The 16812-nt window shown below is 32.7% G+C and carries 14 protein-coding genes and 3 pseudogenes; 16 read left to right on the top strand and 1 reads right to left on the bottom strand.

Features of this window, described 5'->3' with window-relative positions:
• The first annotated feature begins 158 nt into the window (after positions 1-158).
• Positions 159-890: a porin family protein gene (locus tag AC1RYN_RS09275; protein WP_481806743.1), complete on the top strand. Its 732-nt coding sequence runs from the start codon at positions 159-161 to the stop codon at positions 888-890.
• Between the two features lie 386 nt (positions 891-1276).
• Here AC1RYN_RS09275 and AC1RYN_RS09270 read toward each other — a convergent pair whose 3' ends face one another.
• Positions 1277-1495 carry a hypothetical protein gene (locus AC1RYN_RS09270; protein WP_481806742.1) on the bottom strand — a complete coding sequence of 73 codons (219 nt, stop codon included), beginning with the start codon at positions 1493-1495 and terminating at the stop codon, positions 1277-1279.
• A 642-nt stretch (positions 1496-2137) separates the two neighbouring features.
• On the opposite strand from AC1RYN_RS09270, the pseudogene AC1RYN_RS09265 reads away from it, so the two are divergent.
• The 15 genes and pseudogenes from AC1RYN_RS09265 to AC1RYN_RS09195 form a co-directional block, all read left to right on the top strand.
• Positions 2138-4612, top strand: a pseudogene (locus AC1RYN_RS09265) (bifunctional UDP-N-acetylmuramoyl-tripeptide:D-alanyl-D-alanine ligase/alanine racemase).
• Positions 4613-4695: 83 nt separating this feature from the next.
• Positions 4696-5070, top strand: a complete 375-nt coding sequence (gene mscL / locus AC1RYN_RS09260; RefSeq protein WP_481806741.1) for a large conductance mechanosensitive channel protein MscL — start codon at positions 4696-4698, stop codon at positions 5068-5070.
• A gap of 164 nt (positions 5071-5234) precedes the next feature.
• Positions 5235-6226: pseudogene (locus tag AC1RYN_RS09255) on the top strand (aspartate-semialdehyde dehydrogenase).
• Positions 6227-6350: 124 nt separating this feature from the next.
• A complete protein-coding gene (locus tag AC1RYN_RS09250; protein WP_481806740.1) occupies positions 6351-6929 on the top strand; it encodes an SMI1/KNR4 family protein in 579 nt (192 codons plus the stop codon).
• Between the two features lie 123 nt (positions 6930-7052).
• Positions 7053-7562: an SMI1/KNR4 family protein gene (locus AC1RYN_RS09245; protein WP_481806739.1), complete on the top strand. Its 510-nt coding sequence runs from the start codon at positions 7053-7055 to the stop codon at positions 7560-7562.
• A 23-nt stretch (positions 7563-7585) separates the two neighbouring features.
• Complete coding sequence (locus tag AC1RYN_RS09240; protein ID WP_481806738.1) at positions 7586-8050, top strand: DUF4265 domain-containing protein; 465 nt, start codon at positions 7586-7588, stop codon at positions 8048-8050.
• Positions 8051-8089: 39 nt separating this feature from the next.
• A complete protein-coding gene (locus AC1RYN_RS09235; protein WP_481806737.1) occupies positions 8090-8761 on the top strand; it encodes a DUF2625 domain-containing protein in 672 nt (223 codons plus the stop codon).
• A gap of 1062 nt (positions 8762-9823) precedes the next feature.
• Entirely contained in the window at positions 9824-10165 is a 342-nt protein-coding gene (locus tag AC1RYN_RS09230) for a tetratricopeptide repeat protein (protein WP_481806736.1), read from the top strand.
• Positions 10166-10342: 177 nt separating this feature from the next.
• Complete coding sequence (locus AC1RYN_RS09225) at positions 10343-10621, top strand: helix-turn-helix transcriptional regulator (RefSeq protein WP_481806735.1); 279 nt, start codon at positions 10343-10345, stop codon at positions 10619-10621.
• A gap of 471 nt (positions 10622-11092) precedes the next feature.
• The gene (locus AC1RYN_RS09220; RefSeq protein WP_481806734.1) at positions 11093-12361 is read left to right on the top strand and encodes a hypothetical protein; all 1269 of its coding nucleotides are present in this window, start codon (positions 11093-11095) and stop codon (positions 12359-12361) included.
• Between the two features lie 194 nt (positions 12362-12555).
• Positions 12556-13824: a hypothetical protein gene (locus tag AC1RYN_RS09215; protein ID WP_481806733.1), complete on the top strand. Its 1269-nt coding sequence runs from the start codon at positions 12556-12558 to the stop codon at positions 13822-13824.
• Positions 13825-14018: 194 nt separating this feature from the next.
• A complete protein-coding gene (locus tag AC1RYN_RS09210) occupies positions 14019-15098 on the top strand; it encodes a hypothetical protein (RefSeq protein WP_481806732.1) in 1080 nt (359 codons plus the stop codon).
• On the top strand, positions 15082-15285 hold the full coding sequence (locus AC1RYN_RS09205) for a hypothetical protein (protein WP_481806731.1): 204 nt from the start codon (positions 15082-15084) through the stop codon (positions 15283-15285). Before AC1RYN_RS09210 ends, AC1RYN_RS09205 begins: the two co-directional genes overlap by 17 nt.
• Positions 15286-15824: 539 nt before the next feature.
• Positions 15825-16442, top strand: a complete 618-nt coding sequence (locus AC1RYN_RS09200; protein ID WP_481806730.1) for a hypothetical protein — start codon at positions 15825-15827, stop codon at positions 16440-16442.
• A gap of 95 nt (positions 16443-16537) precedes the next feature.
• A pseudogene (locus AC1RYN_RS09195) lies at positions 16538-16812 on the top strand (hypothetical protein); the annotation flags it as partial.

Genomic DNA, 16812 nt, shown 5'->3' with positions numbered 1-16812 from the left:
ATGTATTGCTAAGGTTAATACATGCTCCTGTTGTTAGGGAGGCAGCACCTAGCTATCGGGAGTGGCAAAAAAATTAACCACAATCAAATCAAAACTGAACCTTCAAAATCTTATATTTGTATAGTTTATTTCATAATACTAAAATCCCCCCTATACTCTTGGAACAATCATTAAAACCAAAATCCAAAATGCGATTATTTTTTAGTTGTTTATTTTTAGTATCGTTTCTGAATGTTTTTTCTCAGGAAGAAATAACTCCTGCTACTGAAGCTCCAAAAGTAAAAATTGACTCTCTATATCGAGAAGATCAGTTTTATTTTGCTATTACCTATAATGCATTAAACAATGCTCCAGAGGGGCTGTCGCAAAAGAAATTTTCCGCAGGATTAAGCTTTGGTTTTTTAAGAGACATGCCTATTAACAAAAATAGAAACGTTGCAATTGCAGCAGGCTTAGGTTTGAGCTACAAAAATTACTTTCAGAATCTTGCTATTACTGGTACGAGCGATGCTCCTATTTATAATGTAGTAAATTATTCGAATGTTAACTCGAACAAATTCACTCAATATTTAATCGATTTCCCTATTGAATTCAGATGGCGTACCTCCACTTTCGAGAGTTATAAATTTTGGAGAATATATGGTGGTATAAAATTTAGCTATGTTTTATTTGACCGATCTGTTTACAAAGATTCGGAACAAAAAGTAACTATTAAAAACAATCGTGATTTCGAAAAATTCCAATACGGCGTGTATATGTCAGCAGGATTTAATACTTGGAATATTTATGCTTACTATGGTTTAAAACCTTTATTTAAATCCGCAAAAACAAGTAATGAAAGTATCGATATGAGAACAATGAATATTGGTATAATCTTTTATATTCTATAACCAAAAAACTAAAAATAGTATTTGCGGAATTATCCCAACCAGTAATCCTATAGCCAATTCCTTATTTGTATGAGCATTCATTTCTAAGCGCGATGAAGCTACAAAACCATTCATTAATATGAAAAAGGCAACCCAATACATCATATGTGGGCAATCTCAAGATGTCGGCTTAAACCAATTGCGAAAATCGTTAATCCGCTAATAGCTATCATGTGCAAACTGGCTTTTATTTAAAAAAAGACAATATCAATGCAATTATTGTACTAAACAATGCTCCTAAAAAGAAAAAATGCAACTCTGGATATCGCATAATCACTACGCTACGCTTAACTAACAAAATAATTAAAAAACAATGAAGCACCAACGGAATTTTGCGTTGTGACGTTTCATGAATCATAATCGAAATCGACATTTCCTGTTGAACGAAGCAGCAAGAAAAATAATATTGGAACCAAAACCGTAATAATTAATATCTGAAAAAGAATAAAGAATTTCTCCTCATTGGCAAATGCATCTTCTTTAAAAAAAAGATAAAATATACTCGCATACATCGAAATAAACAATGGATGGAATAAATAAGAAATTGCTGGAAGAATCTTTTTCAACGGCTTGATTTTATTGTGTTGAACAAATATAAAAAAATATATGACTTTCTATAAAATGCTCAAAATTTTAACAGCAACTAAAATTAAGGAACGCGGATGAAGCGGTTTTTTATCAGCGTATCCGCGTTCCCTTTTTAGATAATCTTTACGACACGAAATCAAGGAACGCAGATGATGAAGATCGCCAAGGCGAAAACGCGGATAAAAACAGATTTTTATCTTATCATTTTTAAAAAATCCGCTTTTATTCGGCGTCTTTATTCAGTATCCCGATAGCTATCGGGCAATGTCATTAAGTTAAGAAAAAAAACTTTGATACTGTTCGGAATAAATCTCGAAAGTCGCCAAGCCACCAAGTTTAGACCTAAAATCTTTGCGCTTTTGCGACTTTGCGAGAAAATAATTAATCATCATTGGCTAAAAAAAGCTTAACTTAATGACATTGAGCTATCGGGGACCGTGTCATCCGCTTTCCCTTTTTAGATAATCTTTATCACCGCAATAATTGCATTTTTAAACAAATATTAAAAAACTCTTTTGAATTTTTATGTTTTCAGAAACAGGAATATGTTTTTCTAATTCATCACAACTACCATTTCACATTTTACAAAAAACATCCAACATAAAACACTTCATAATTCAATGCCTATAAATCTTAAAAACATAATTCAAATACTTCATGCTAAATGGTTTGGTGGCAATTCCGACATCAACATCGACCATCTTTCTATTCCATAGCCGTTCTTTACAAAAAATGGACCTAAAATCTTTATTTTTCGCTTTAAAGCGGACCAAACAATAATGCGCATGACTATATTCCTATTGAATCGAAAAAGGTGTTCATAATTTTGTGGTAACACATATTCCTGAAAATTATACACAAAGAGCTAATTATATAGTTGTCGAAAATTCACTAACGGCTTTACAGGCAGTGGCTGCATATTATCGCAGTCTTTTTGATTTTCCTATTATCGGATTAACAGGAAGCAATGGTAAAACGATAGTTAAGGAATGGCTTAATTTCTTATTGAGTCCTGACCATAACATTATAAGAAGTCCCAAAAGCTACAACTCTCAGGTTGGCGTTCCGTTGTCTGTTATTGCAATTAACGAAAAACACAATCTAGGTATTTTTGAAGCTGGAATTTTGATGGTTTCTGAAATGGATAAACTAGAAAAAATTATCAAACCGACTATCGGACTTCTTACCAATATTGGTTCGGCTCACGACGAAGGCTTTTTAAATCTTGTTCAAAAGATAGATGAAAAACTACTTTTATTTAAAGAAACTCCTGTAATTATTTATCAGAAAAATGAAGTGGTTCATTCTTGTCTAACCCAATTTGCAGCCGAATATATGTTGGATTCCAGAAAGCTGTTTTGTTGGAGTTTTACTGATAAAAATACCGATGTTTTAATCGCTACAAAAGAAACTCATAACGAAAGTACTTTAATTGAGTACAGATATAAGAACGAAAAAAACCAATTTACAATTCCATTTCAAGACGATGCTTCGATAGAAAATGCTATTTCGTGTCTGATGGTTTTGTTGTACTTAAAATATGATTCGGCTACAATCGAAAACCGGATGCACTTATTATATCCTGTAGAAATGCGTTTGGAAGTAAAAAACGGAATCAACAACTGCAGTATAATTGATGATAGTTACAGTTCGGATTTTCAATCGCTAAAAATCGCATTAGATTTTCTGGAAAGTCAGCATAAATTCAAGAAAAAAACCGTGATTTTATCTGATATTCTTCAGAGCGGATTTACAAATGACGAATTATATTCGAAAGTGGCTCAACTTATCGAATCTAATAAAATAAGCCGTGTCATTGGTATTGGCTCAACAATTTCTAAATTTGCTGATAAATTTTCGAATTGCATAACATTTCCTGATACGGCAACATTCATTGCACATTATGAATCATTGGATTTTGAAAATGAAACCATTCTTATAAAAGGAGCGCGCTCATTCCAGTTTGAAGAAATTGTTGCACTGCTTGAAGAGAAAACACACGAAACAATTCTGGAGATTAATCTCAATGCCATTGGTCATAATCTTAATTTTTATAAATCTAAAATAAACCCAAGCACCAAAATGATGGTGATGGAAAAGCCTATAGTTATGGAAACGGTGGACTTGAAATTGCTAAATTACTTGAACATCATAAAGTAGATTATCTGGGTGTGGCTTTTGCCGATGAAGGAATTTTACTTAAAAACGGCGGTATCAAACTCCCTATTATGGTGCTTAATCCCGAAACGACTACTTTTTCGGCTATTATTCAGCATCAATTAGAACCCGAAATTTATAGCCTGAAAGGATTGAATGCCTTTTTAAAAATTGCTAAAGAGAAAAAATTACATCATTTCCCGATACATATAAAATTAGATACTGGAATGCATCGATTGGGTTTTGAAGACAATACAATCGACGAATTAATAGCTACTCTAAAAGGAAATACAACTGTTCAAGTAAAAAGTATATTATCCCATTTAGCAACTAGTGATGAAGTAAAACATTTTGACTTTGTTCTTTCTCAAATTGACTTATTTGAGACACTTTCTTCTAAATTAATGATAGCATTAGATATTAATCCCATTCGTCATATTCTGAATACTTCCGGAATTAGCAATTTTCCACAGGCACAATATAACATGGTCCGTTTAGGAATTGGTTTATACGGAGTATCTAATGATCCTGCTGAACAAAAATATTTAGAAAATGTAAGCACATTAAAATCGATTATTTCACAAGTAAGGACTATTCCGGCTAATGATAGCGTAGGTTACGGGCGACGCTTTATGGCCGAAAAAGAAACCCGAATCGCTACAATTCCGATTGGTTATGCCGATGGAATTGCCCGACTTTGGGGTAATGGAGTGGGCTTTGTAACTATAAAAGGGCAAAAAGCACGTATTGTTGGAAACATTTGCATGGATATGCTCATGGTAAATGTAAGTGCCATTGATTGTAAAGAAGGTGACGATGTGGTCATATTTGGCGAAAGCCCAACTGTTGTCGAAATGGCACAGGAATTACGTACTATACCTTATGAAATCCTAACTAGTATTTCGCAACGTGTGAAACGTGTATTTTTCCGTCAGTAATATTTTTATTCATAATTAATTAAAATATGCAAAATATTACTTATTTTCGAATGAGAAAAATTTTAAACTAAACAATATCAATTATGGGAATGTTATCTGAATTTAAGGAATTTGCAATGAAGGGCAACGTGGTAGATTTAGCTGTGGGTGTCATAATTGGAGCTGCTTTTGGTAAAATTGTGAGCTCGTTCATCGAAGATGTAATTACACCATTGCTATTAAAACCTGCATTGGATGCTGCGCATTTATCTACAATAGAAGAATTAACTGCTTTTGGAGGTGTAAAGTATGGTTTATTTATCTCGGCAGTAATTAACTTTATTATTGTGGCTTTTGTATTATTTTTGATAATCAAAGGGATTAATCATGCCAAGAAAAAAGACGTTGCCCCACCTGCTCCAGCTGGACCTACGCAAGAAGAATTATTGACTCAAATTAGAGATTTATTAAAGAAATAATCCGCTACACTATTGTCTAACTAAACCGTTCAAAATCTGAACGGTTTTTCTTTTTTGTTACAAATGCAACTTTTTGTTATTTTTTGTGAACCCGCTTGTTTTCAACTTCATTATACCTATTTTTGCACTTCAAATAACAAACATTCACAATAAAAAATATAAAAATGAGAATAGCGATTGTAGGCGCTACCGGTATGGTTGGCGAAGTAATGCTAAAAGTGTTGGCAGAAAGAAATTTCCCTGTTACAGAATTAATTTTGGTTGCATCTGAGAAATCAGTTGGTAAACAAATCGAATATAAAGGAACTAATTATACGGTTGTTGGATTACAAACTGCAGTTGATCTTAAAGCTGATATTGCAATTTTCTCTGCTGGTGGTGAAACTTCATTAGAGTGGGCTCCAAAATTTGCTGCTGCAGGAACTACTGTTATCGATAACTCATCGGCTTGGAGAATGGATCCTACAAAAAAGCTGATCGTTCCAGAAATTAATGCTTCTACCCTAACCAAAGAAGATAAAATTATAGCAAACCCAAACTGTTCGACTATACAAATGGTCTTAACGTTGGCTCCTTTGCACAAAAAATACGATATTAAAAGAATCGTTGTTTTGCTACTTACCAATCTATCACAGGAACGGGTGTAAAAGCAGTAAAACAACTTGAGAATGAATACGCTGGTGTGAAAGGCGAAATGGTTTATAAATATCCTATTCACAGAAATGCTATTCCACATTGCGATAGTTTTGAAGAAAATGGATATACCAAAGAAGAAATGAAACTGGTTCGTGAAACACAAAAAATTCTTGGCGACAACACTATCGCTGTAACTGCAACTGCGGTTCGCGTTCCTGTTGTTGGCGGTCATAGTGAAGCGGTAAACGTTGAGTTCACAAATGATTTTGATGTAAACGAAGTACGCGAAATTTTACATCATACTGATGGTATTGTTGTTCAAGATAATCTTGACACATTTACCTACCCAATGCCACTATATGCCGAAGGTAAAAATGATGTTTTTGTAGGCCGTATTCGTCGTGACGAAAGCCAGCCAAACACACTAAACATGTGGATTGTTGCTGATAACTTAAGAAAAGGTGCAGCAACTAATACAATTCAAATTGCGGAATACCTTGTAGCTGCAAAATTGGTGTAATACACAAATAATAGTTGATAAAAGCCGTAATCGCAAAATTGTGATTGCGGCTTTTGTTCGTTATAATAACTCCGGTTTTATAATTAAAAACTACATTTATAATTTCAACGTAAGACATATTTAAATGCATAATTCAAATAACGAAAGTATAATAGAAACAATTCGGAAATTAGATTCTCAGATAGCAAGAACAAGAACCGATTATTACCAAGTGTTAAAAGAACCTTTGAATGATTTAGAAATAAATGCATTAGAAGAAAAATATAAAATTAAAATCCCAATTGATCTAAGACTGCTTTACAAATGGAAGAATGGACAAAACTATAATTCATTTGAATCATTTGTGAATAATTCGATGTTTATACCTCTAGAAGAAACACTGCAAATTGCAGCCGAAAATACTTCGATGATTGGAACTGATTTTGAAATTGAAAATTGGTGGAATGAAAAATGGCTGCCTATTTTCCATAATGGTGGTGGAGATTATATTTGTTATGATTGTCATGGGACTTTCACAGAAAATAAAGGACAACTAATTGAGTTCTGGCATGATGAAAACGACAGAAATGTTATATCACTAAATTTAGAAACTTTTATATCAAGGCTTACCCATTATTATGAAATTACCGAGCAGAAAGACTTTGATGAATACTTTGAAATCGAAAGTATTGATAATTACCCTAAAAGATTTATTGTCGAATAAATGAATCTCTTTTTTTTAATATAAAGCCGTAATCACAATTTTATGATTACGGCTTTTCTGCAGAAAAAGAGTATTCTCAACAATAAAAAAAGCCATATCTTAGCTACTATAAATACAAAACGCATGAACTTCGATAACTATAAAGTAATCCCGAATTACAACACCCACAGAACCGACTTGTTTCTTGCTGATGATGAAGACATTCAGGCTTGCGAACAAACTTTAAACATTACTTTTGACAACAATTATAAAGAATATGTTGTAACGTACGGAAGCGGAATTCTGGGTGGAACGTACGTAAGAATCTATCTTCCTGAAACGATTGTACTCACTGTTGATGAATGGAAAAAAAGAATTAACGAATATTGGTTTTGGGATGAAGGAGCTGCTGTTCTAACAAAAGAGCAGGTTTTAGAATCTGTAAGGATTGGAGATACATTTGACGGTGACGAAATTATTCTCTACAAAAACGAGTATTTCGTTTTACCAAGAAATAGTGAAATGATATACAAAGCAGGTAAAACACTCGAAGAAACTATAAATTGGTTATGTAATTCTGGAATTTTAACTGAAGCCTTTTCCGAAAGAGAATTCGAACCTTTTGACCCAAGCGAATGGGGCGATAAATTATAATAAAACGATAGCATTTAAATACAATGGCAGAAGAACAAGACAAATATGTCAAAATAGTTTTTAAATTTTTCAGTAAAATCCTTAACGAATCGGCTGTAGAAACTTTATGGGCAACAACAATTAACGCAGAAAATGGGTTGTATAAATTGGATAATATTCCGTTTTACGCACCCGTTTCTTGTGAAGATATTGTCTTTGCAGAATTTGATGAAGATGAAGAACGATTGGTTTACAAACAGACTATTGAGCATTCGGGAAATTCAACAATTCAAGTTATTGTATTAGATAAAAACATTCAAATAAACGATTTACGCGAAGTATTTAATGAACTTGGCTGTGAGTCTGAAAAATTCAATAAGGACTATTTTGTACTACAGATTCCTGCAGCTTTAAAATACGAACCTATCCGACAAAAATTAATCGAGTTAGAAGAAAACAAGATTATAAATTATGCTGAACCTGATTTATCAGATAATCACTGGTATTAAAAGTGGTGAAATGATGAGATATCAAATGTGAGATGTGAAATGAGAGACGTCGAAGAATTAATAAACACTACAGATCCAGGCTGGCCAATCGTGGCCGAATGGATTAATGATGCCAAAAATAAAGTAGAAATCTTAGCAGTTGATGCTGCAAAGGCAAAAGAGGCATTATATAAAACACAAGTTTCTACACGTTCCCCAATGGGCGCTATTATTTTTAGTACTGGTGGAATATTGGTTGATAATGGCTGGATTAGAATTCTTGGCTCAGGAAATGAAAAACTAAATCGTTCCTTACCCGACTGGAATGTTGAAAAATTTACTGAAGAGTTTGGAGAAAATCCGAGGTTATTATTAGTTGCTGATGATGCTCTTGGAGGATTTTTTATTTTAAATGGAGGTGATTTAGGAACTGATTTGGGGAATATCTATTATTTTGCTCCAGACAATTTAGAATATGAACCTCTTGATATAACATATAGCGAGTTTTTAATATTTTGCTTCAATAATGATTTGGATGAATTTTACCGCAACCAAAGATGGAACAACTGGCAAGCTGAAGTTTCTAAATTAGATGGGAATAAAGTTTTTAATTTCTATCCTTTTCTCTGGAGTCAAGAAGGGAAAGACATCAATAAAAATAGCCGTAGAGAAATTCCAGTTGAAGAACAATTCAGTTTTAATATTGAAATGAAAAAACAATTGGTTAAATAATAACTCGTTTATCAAATAATTATTGGCTTAAAATGAGCTGAATAAAGAAAAATTATTTTCAGAAAAAGAAATTCATTCTTACTAATTCCATGTTTATTTATTCAATAATTAGGAAAATCACTTTTCTTTATTTTATTTTGATCCATTCGATTTTGTTGTAGGAGTACTACTTTTTATAATTATTTACAAAAAAATATCTTTTGTGCTAATGTGGTCTGTGTTATTTTGTTTTTAATTCAGCCCAATTGGTAGCTATTCTTATAAAGATGGCATCAAAAAACGCCAAAAAAGGTGTTGCAAGTAAAATACTAAAACAAACCAGAAAGCAATCTATAGGGTGACTGTAATAGATAATTTTATATTTAGACAAACTATAATAAAATGAAAAAAACGGCTTCAATTATTTTTTTTCTATTCCTCGTTTCTAACACTATTGTTTTCTCTCAAACCTATACCAAAGGACAGATCGATAGTTTACTCACAGTAGGTGAGAAAATATATATATGCTATGAATGCTAAAACAAAGCCACTGGCTTTGGATATTAAAAAAATTCTGAAAAAATAAATTATGCTTCTGGAATTATTTCTGGCTATGTGTGAATTATCGCTGATTATTGTTTTTCAGGGCAATTTAAATCCGCACTAGAATATATTGCTCTTGCAGAAAAAGAAATACCTAAAATACAAGACAGCACCTTATTTATTGGCATATTCCGTTTAAAAGGAGATTGTTTCAGCAGAACAGGTCTTTATCAAAGAGCCAGAAATGAATTTAACAGGGGGTTACATGTAGCTGATAAAATTAAAGACAAAGATTCAAAACACAGTATTAAAGCAAATATTTACAATTCTATTGCAATTACCATTGCTAAAACAGGATAAGACTAACGATTCTGTGTTTTATTATTACAGGAAATGCATCTCAGAATTTGAGCAGAGAACAGGACAGGAAGAGGGCAAAAAAAGATCTATAGCACAGGCTAATTTAAACATAAGCTCCCGTTTTATTCAAGATTAAAGAATATGATTCTGCTGCATACTATGTTGATAAAACCCTTAAAAATGCTAGACAAAAATGATACCTCTATACTTAAACGTAATGCTCAAAAAAACTTAGGAGATGTTTATTTAGGTAAAAAAGACTACGATTCCGCTATTTATTATTTTGAATCTATATTAGACAAAGCTAAAGCAGCTAACCAAAGCTATATTTTGAGTAATACTTATTCTAAATTATCAGCAATCTATGATATTCTAGGTAATGATCAAAAATCAAAAGAGTACCAAAATAAATATACCAAAATAAACAAAGAAATCAATCAATTAGAAAGAGAAGCCTTGGAAGTCTCTGTAAAAAATATTGAGAAAAAGCATGATGACGATTTTCCGAGAGTTCTCAGGTAATTTTTATTAGTTTCATCTGTATCACATTGCTAGCTATAGGCATTATATTATACTTTTTAATTAAAAAATTAAAAAAGGCAAAAAGAAGACAAAAAAATACAAAGTCGAGTTACTTCATGAAAAAGAAGAAGAATTAGAACGCTTAACTTATGCTAGCAACTGACTTTACAAGAAGTATTGCAATTAGCAATTAATAAAGACCCTTCTTTTAATACTAAATTTCAGGAGTTAGAACCCGACTTTTATGATAAATTAAATCAAAAAGCCATTGTCCCACTTAATTATAATGATTTATTATTTTGTGCTATGATCCGTTTAGGATTTATAACAAAAGAAATAGCACAAAATCTAAATTCAACAGTAGGAGCTGTTGAAACTAGAAAATACCGATTAAGAAAAAAATTTAATATGGTTTATTCAGATGAGGATCTTACTATCTGGATGATGAATCTTTAAAAATCCGGTTATATTTTCTAAATTATTTTCTGGCAGTGCCTAATTAAATTTAATTAATTACGTTGTCATAACAGACTTTATTTTGCCGTAAAACTATTTACTGAAAAAATAAATTTTCAATCATAATCTAGCTTAAATCCTAGTTTTTACCTCTCAATTAGCACTCCTTCATTTATTTAAAAAAATATAGAGCAAGAAATTAAATGTTATTTTCAGCTCGTGATTATTATTTTTTAACTCATGTGATAAATAGTGATAGTAATAATTTTCTACAAATCTATTTCTTTACTACCTATGCAAATCAAACTTAAAGAAGAAGTGAGATTATAGCTCTAGAGTACGATAAAACAAAAAACATAGGCTCTTTATATTTCTTACACTCCTAATTTCCCCCCTAAAATAACATTTAGAATTTAAAGACAATATCGTAATACGGGATGCTATTACGTATGAAATATATTAAGGAAAATTATGAACAAACAATTAAACAATTTATTTAAATTAATTTTAATCTCTTATATAGGATTAACTGGAATTATCAGTTTTAGTCAGTCTAAAATTAAAGATGCTACTATAGTCAGTTCAGTTACCCCAAACGAAAATGCTATCTTAGAATTAGAAAGTAATAATAGAGGTTTCTTACTTCCGCGAATGACTACTGCTCAACGTGATCTAATTCCTGATCCGATACCAACAGGATTAATTATATACAATATTACAAAAAACTGTCTTGAATTCTATAACAACACAATGTGGTATAATGCTTGTGGAGATAATCCACCAGTAATACTACCAAAATTAGACTGTGCTTCTACTGTTTTAAATCCTGCTTCTATAGTAGGTGGCCAAGTTTATGCAGGAACAGCTACATTATCTTATACCGATGGAAATGGCAAGCCTTACAGTGCTGCATCAATTCCTTCTACAGGTGTTACTGGACTTACTGCAACAATAGGAGCGGGTACATTTGCTAATGGATCCGGGAGTATTACTTTCAGTGTTAAGGGAACTCCACATAGCAACGGCATCGCCAGTTTTTCAATTAATCTAGGAGGCATTGTATGTACTTTAGAGTGTAAGGTAATACCCAACCAGTTAAGAATAGGAGGATGGGGAAGTTATGACATTGCTTCTCCTCAATTCATGCCTGGTATAAATGCTAAAGTTTTAAACATAAATAATTTAGGCATAGAAGGTCCTGCTCCGACAATTACTTATTTTAACCCAAATTACACAGGAGATATTTTAAAAGAACAATATGAGATCTTAAATGTTTCATGGTCCCCATTATCAGCAGCTCAAGTTACTAATTTAGTAGATTATGTTAACCTGGGAGGTGTTCTTTATGTATGGTGCGATGCAGGTTACCACACTAATTTATGGAACGCGTTTGGAGGTACGGGAGGTATAGGTTCAGGAGCACAATATATAACAGTTAACTCAGACCCTATTAATTCAGGTGTTTTTGGTACCGTGCCTAACGGAACGCAACTTAGTGGATATGGTAATACTTATGGTTATATTCCTACTACAGGAGTCCCATCAGGATCAAGGATTTTTGCAACAACGGCAAATGGAGTAGGTGGAGTAATTATGGCAGGATATGGAGGTAGGGTTGTTTTTATCTGGGATGAAGGCATTAACAGACTTGTTTCAGGAGGTAATCAAGTAAATACTATAACAGATATTTGGTCTTTAAATATCTGGGCTTATTTAATTGATAAATCCAGGGGGCTGTAAGTTAGGGATGATTCCTCTTAGCAAGGGTTTCTTCAAGAGAAAATTTAACCATCTGAATGACGCATCTTAGGGATTACGATAAGACAAAGGACATAGTGGTTTTATATTTCTTACACTCCTATTTTATCATTAAAAATTTATGACTCGTATTGTAGCATAGAAGATATTAGACACGAAATATATTTAAGAAAATCATGAACAAACAATTACACAATTTATTTAAATTTATTTTAATCACTTATATAGGATTAACAGGAATTATTAGTTTTAGTCAGTCTAAAATTAAAGATGCTACTATAGTTAGTTCAGTTATCTCAGACGAAAATGCTCTCTTAGAATTAGAAAGTAATAATAAAGGTTTCTTACCTCCGCGAATGACTACTGCTCAACGTGATCTAATTCCTGATCCGATACCAACAGGATTAATTATATACAATATTACAAAAAACTGTATTGAATTCTACAACAACACACTGTGGTATAATGTTTGCGAAGATAATCCACCAGTAGTACTACCAAAATTAGACTGTGCTTCTGCTGTTTTAAATCCTGCTTTTGTAGCAGGAGGTCAAGTTTATGCAGGAACAGCTACATTATCTTATACCGATGGAAATGGTAAGCCTTACAATGCTGCATCAATTCCTTCTACAGGTGTTACTGGGCTTACTGCAACAATAAAGGCAGGTAGATTTGCTAATGGATCCGGCACTATTACTTTCAGTATTAAGGGAACTCCACATAGCAACGGTATCGCCAGTTTTTCAATTAATCTAGGAGGCATTGTATGTACTTTAGAATGTAAGGTAATACCCAATCAATTAAGAATAGGAGGATGGGGAGACTTTAACATCGCTTCTCAATACATGCCTAATATACGTGCTAAACTTTTAAACATAGCTAATTTAGGCATAGAAGGTCCTGCTCCGACAATTACTAGTTTTAACCCAAATTTAACAGGAGATGTTTTAAAAGAGCAATATGAGATATTAAATGTTACATATACAGCATTATCAGCAGCTCAAGCTAATATAGTAGATTATGTTAACTTAGGAGGTGTTCTTTATGTATGGTGTGATGGTACACACAATAGTTTATGGAACGCGTTTGGAGGTACGGGAGGTATAAGTATGGGGTCGGGATCATCCTATGCAATAGCTAACTCAGACCCTATTAATTCAGGCATTTTTGGTACCGTGCCTAACGGCACTTTAATTAGTGGAGCTGAAACTTTTGGTTATATTCCTGCTACAGGAGCCCCATCAGGATCTAGAATTTTTGCAACAACGGTAAATGGAGGTGGAGTAGGTGGAGTAATTATGGCAGGATATGGAGGCAGGGTTGTTTTTATCTGGGATGAAGGCTTAAACAGAGCTGTTTCAGCAGGTAATCAGGTAACGACTCCTAATGATATTTTTGCTATGAATATTTGGGCTTATTTAATTGATAAAGCCAGGGGGCTGTAAGTTAGAAATGATTCCCCTTGGTAAGGGTGTTTATTCAGGAAAAAATTTAACCATCTGAATGACGAATCTTAGGGATTACGATAAAGGATTTTATATTTCTTACACTCCTATTTTATCACCAAAACATCATTAAAAATTTATGACTCGTATCGTAATATAGAAGATATTATACACGAAATATATTTAATAAAATAATGAACAAACAATTACACAATATATTTAAATTTATTTTAATCACTTATATAGGATTAACGGGAATTATCAGTTTTAGTCAGACTAAAATTAAAGATGGCACTATAGTCAGTTCTGTTGTCGCAAACGAAAATGCTATCTTAGAATTAGAAAGTAATCATAAAGGTCTTTTAATTCCCCGAATGACTACTGCTCAACGCGATCTAATTCCTGATCCGATAACAGCAGGATTAACTATCTACAATATCACAAAAAACTGTCTTGAATGGTATAACGACACAATGTGGTATAATGCTTGTGGAAATAATCCACCAGTAATACTACCTCAATTAGACTGTGCTTCTACTGTTTTAAATCCTGCATCTATAGAAGGTGGCGAAGTTTATACAGGAACCGCTACATTATCCTATACCGAAGGAAATGGTAAGTCTTACAGTGCTTCATCAATTTCTTCTACAGGTGTTACCGGGCTTACTGCAACAATAGAAGCAGGTAAATTTGCTAATGGATCTGGTAGTATTACTTTCAGTATTACGGGAACTCCACATAGCAACAAAGGAGTCGCCAGTTTTTCAATTAATCTAGGAGGCATTGTATGTACTTTAGATTGTACAATATCCAGTAAGCTAAGAATAGGAGGATATGGAAGTTATAGTATCTCTTCAAATGAAATGCCCAAAATACGTGCTAAACTTTTAAACATAGCCAAATTAGGCATGAAAGGTCCTACTCCAATAATTACTGATTTCAACGCAAATTTAAGAGGAAGTGATTTAAAAGAACAATATGAGATATTAAATATTTCATATATACCGTTATCAGCAGCTCAAGTTACTAATATAACAGATTATGTTAAGTTAGGAGGTATTCTTTATGTATGGTGCGATGCTAATTTACACCCTAATTTATGGACCGCGTTTGGAGGTACGGGAACTCTAGGTTCGGGAGCATCCTATGCAACAGTTAACTCAGACCCTATTAATTCAGGCATTTTTGGTACCGTACCTAACGGAACCAAAATTAATAGCGTAACAGGTTCTGGTACTTTCTATTCCTACTACAGGAGTGCCATCAGGATCTAAGATTTTTGCAACAACAGCAAATGGAATAGGTGGAGTAATTATGGGAGGATATGAAGGCAGAGTTGTTTTTATATGGGATGAAAGCATGAACAGAGCTGTTTCAGCAGGTAATGAACTAACGACTCCTATTGATATTTGGGCTTTAAATATTTGGGCTTATTTAATTGATAAATCCAGTGAGCAGTGAGTTAGTGATTCCTCTTATTAAGGGGCTCTTCAGGCGATAATTTTCCCATCTGGATGATACCTCTTTTGGACTCCGTTTGCATTTTATCTGATTACAAAAATTATTCTATCCTCCCCTGGCTAATACCTTCCAAAAATTATTGACTTAAAAAAAGGAAAACAAAAAACTACACTCCATATCCATAAAGCATTGTTTTTAAAGGAATTTAATTAAATAAATCATCACTGTGATAAATAGTGATACTAAAAAATATTCTTAATTATAAATTCTATTCTACTTTTGCACTCCCTTTAGAACAATAATAAATTTATATCCATAACTATTATGGTACATCTAAATCCTACCAGATTATAACGTAAGTGTATTTTTTATCTTGCTATTCTACCAACGAAATAATTTAATAGTCATTACACTAACATCTTATCTAAAAAATTTAAATAAAAAAAGTTTTTTTTATTTAAAAAGATTTTGCCTTTGATCCTGTTTTACCAAAATAATGTAAAGTTCCTGCTATATAATAAAATCAAATATATACTACAATGAAGAATACAAATTACTTATTTCAATTACTGCTAATTATGTCACTTTTTATGTCTTTACCATTATTTGCTCAACACAAAGGTACTGGTATAGGCACCTTTACCCCTGATCCGAGTTCTTCTTTAGATGTAAAAAGTGAGGATTCAGGAGTGTTAATTCCCAGAGTTTCTGGTTTAACAAATAGTAATGCTACCTCATCTATCAAAAACCCGGCTAACGGTTTATTGGTTTACAATAAAGACAAACAGTGTTTGAGTCAAAATATTGGTACCCCTGAGGCAGCTGATTGGATTTGCATTAGCGGTAATGTTGTAAAATTCTTTTATATGCCCTCAATAGCATTGGATATTACTATTACAAACGGTAAATACAATTTATTTGAAGAGTATAAAAAACAATTCTCCAATCCAGTAGTAAAAAGTGATGGCGCACCGTCTCAAATTCCTTTTTTTGGAAAGGCACAGGATCTATATTATTATGTAACCTCTTATAGTGATATTGTTTTTGAAGATGTAAAAGTAAGTCCAGAGGGCATTTTAACCTATAAAGTGAAGAAAGATGCTCAAGCTAATAGTGACAATAGTGATTTTATGAATATTGTCCTTGTGGTCAAATAATATCGGAACCAATGAATAAAATGAATCTTTTTACGATATTTCATAAAAAAGAAAATAAAGAAAAGCTATTTTTTTCTTTTGTTTTCTTTTTTATATTGAATTTCACCTCTGCGATATATGGGCAACAGACAGGCTGTCCAAATGATTTTGATTGTGATGGAATTGTAGATATTTTAGATGTCGATGATGATAATGACGGTATTTATGATCATATTGAATCCCCAAATTGTTTTGATCTGAACAAAAAAACATACGAAACTGGAGATCGAAGAGATCATTTAAGTGTTAGTACTACGTTACCCTACAGTAGTGGAACCCCAGGTGCTGCCTCCCTAACAACAGGAGCATGTATTAACCTTAGCAATACGTA

This window comes from Flavobacterium sp. TC780, from assembly GCF_056783245.1.
The sequence above is the reverse complement of the archived record's forward strand: the minus strand, read 5'-3'. Positions and strand labels throughout refer to the sequence as shown.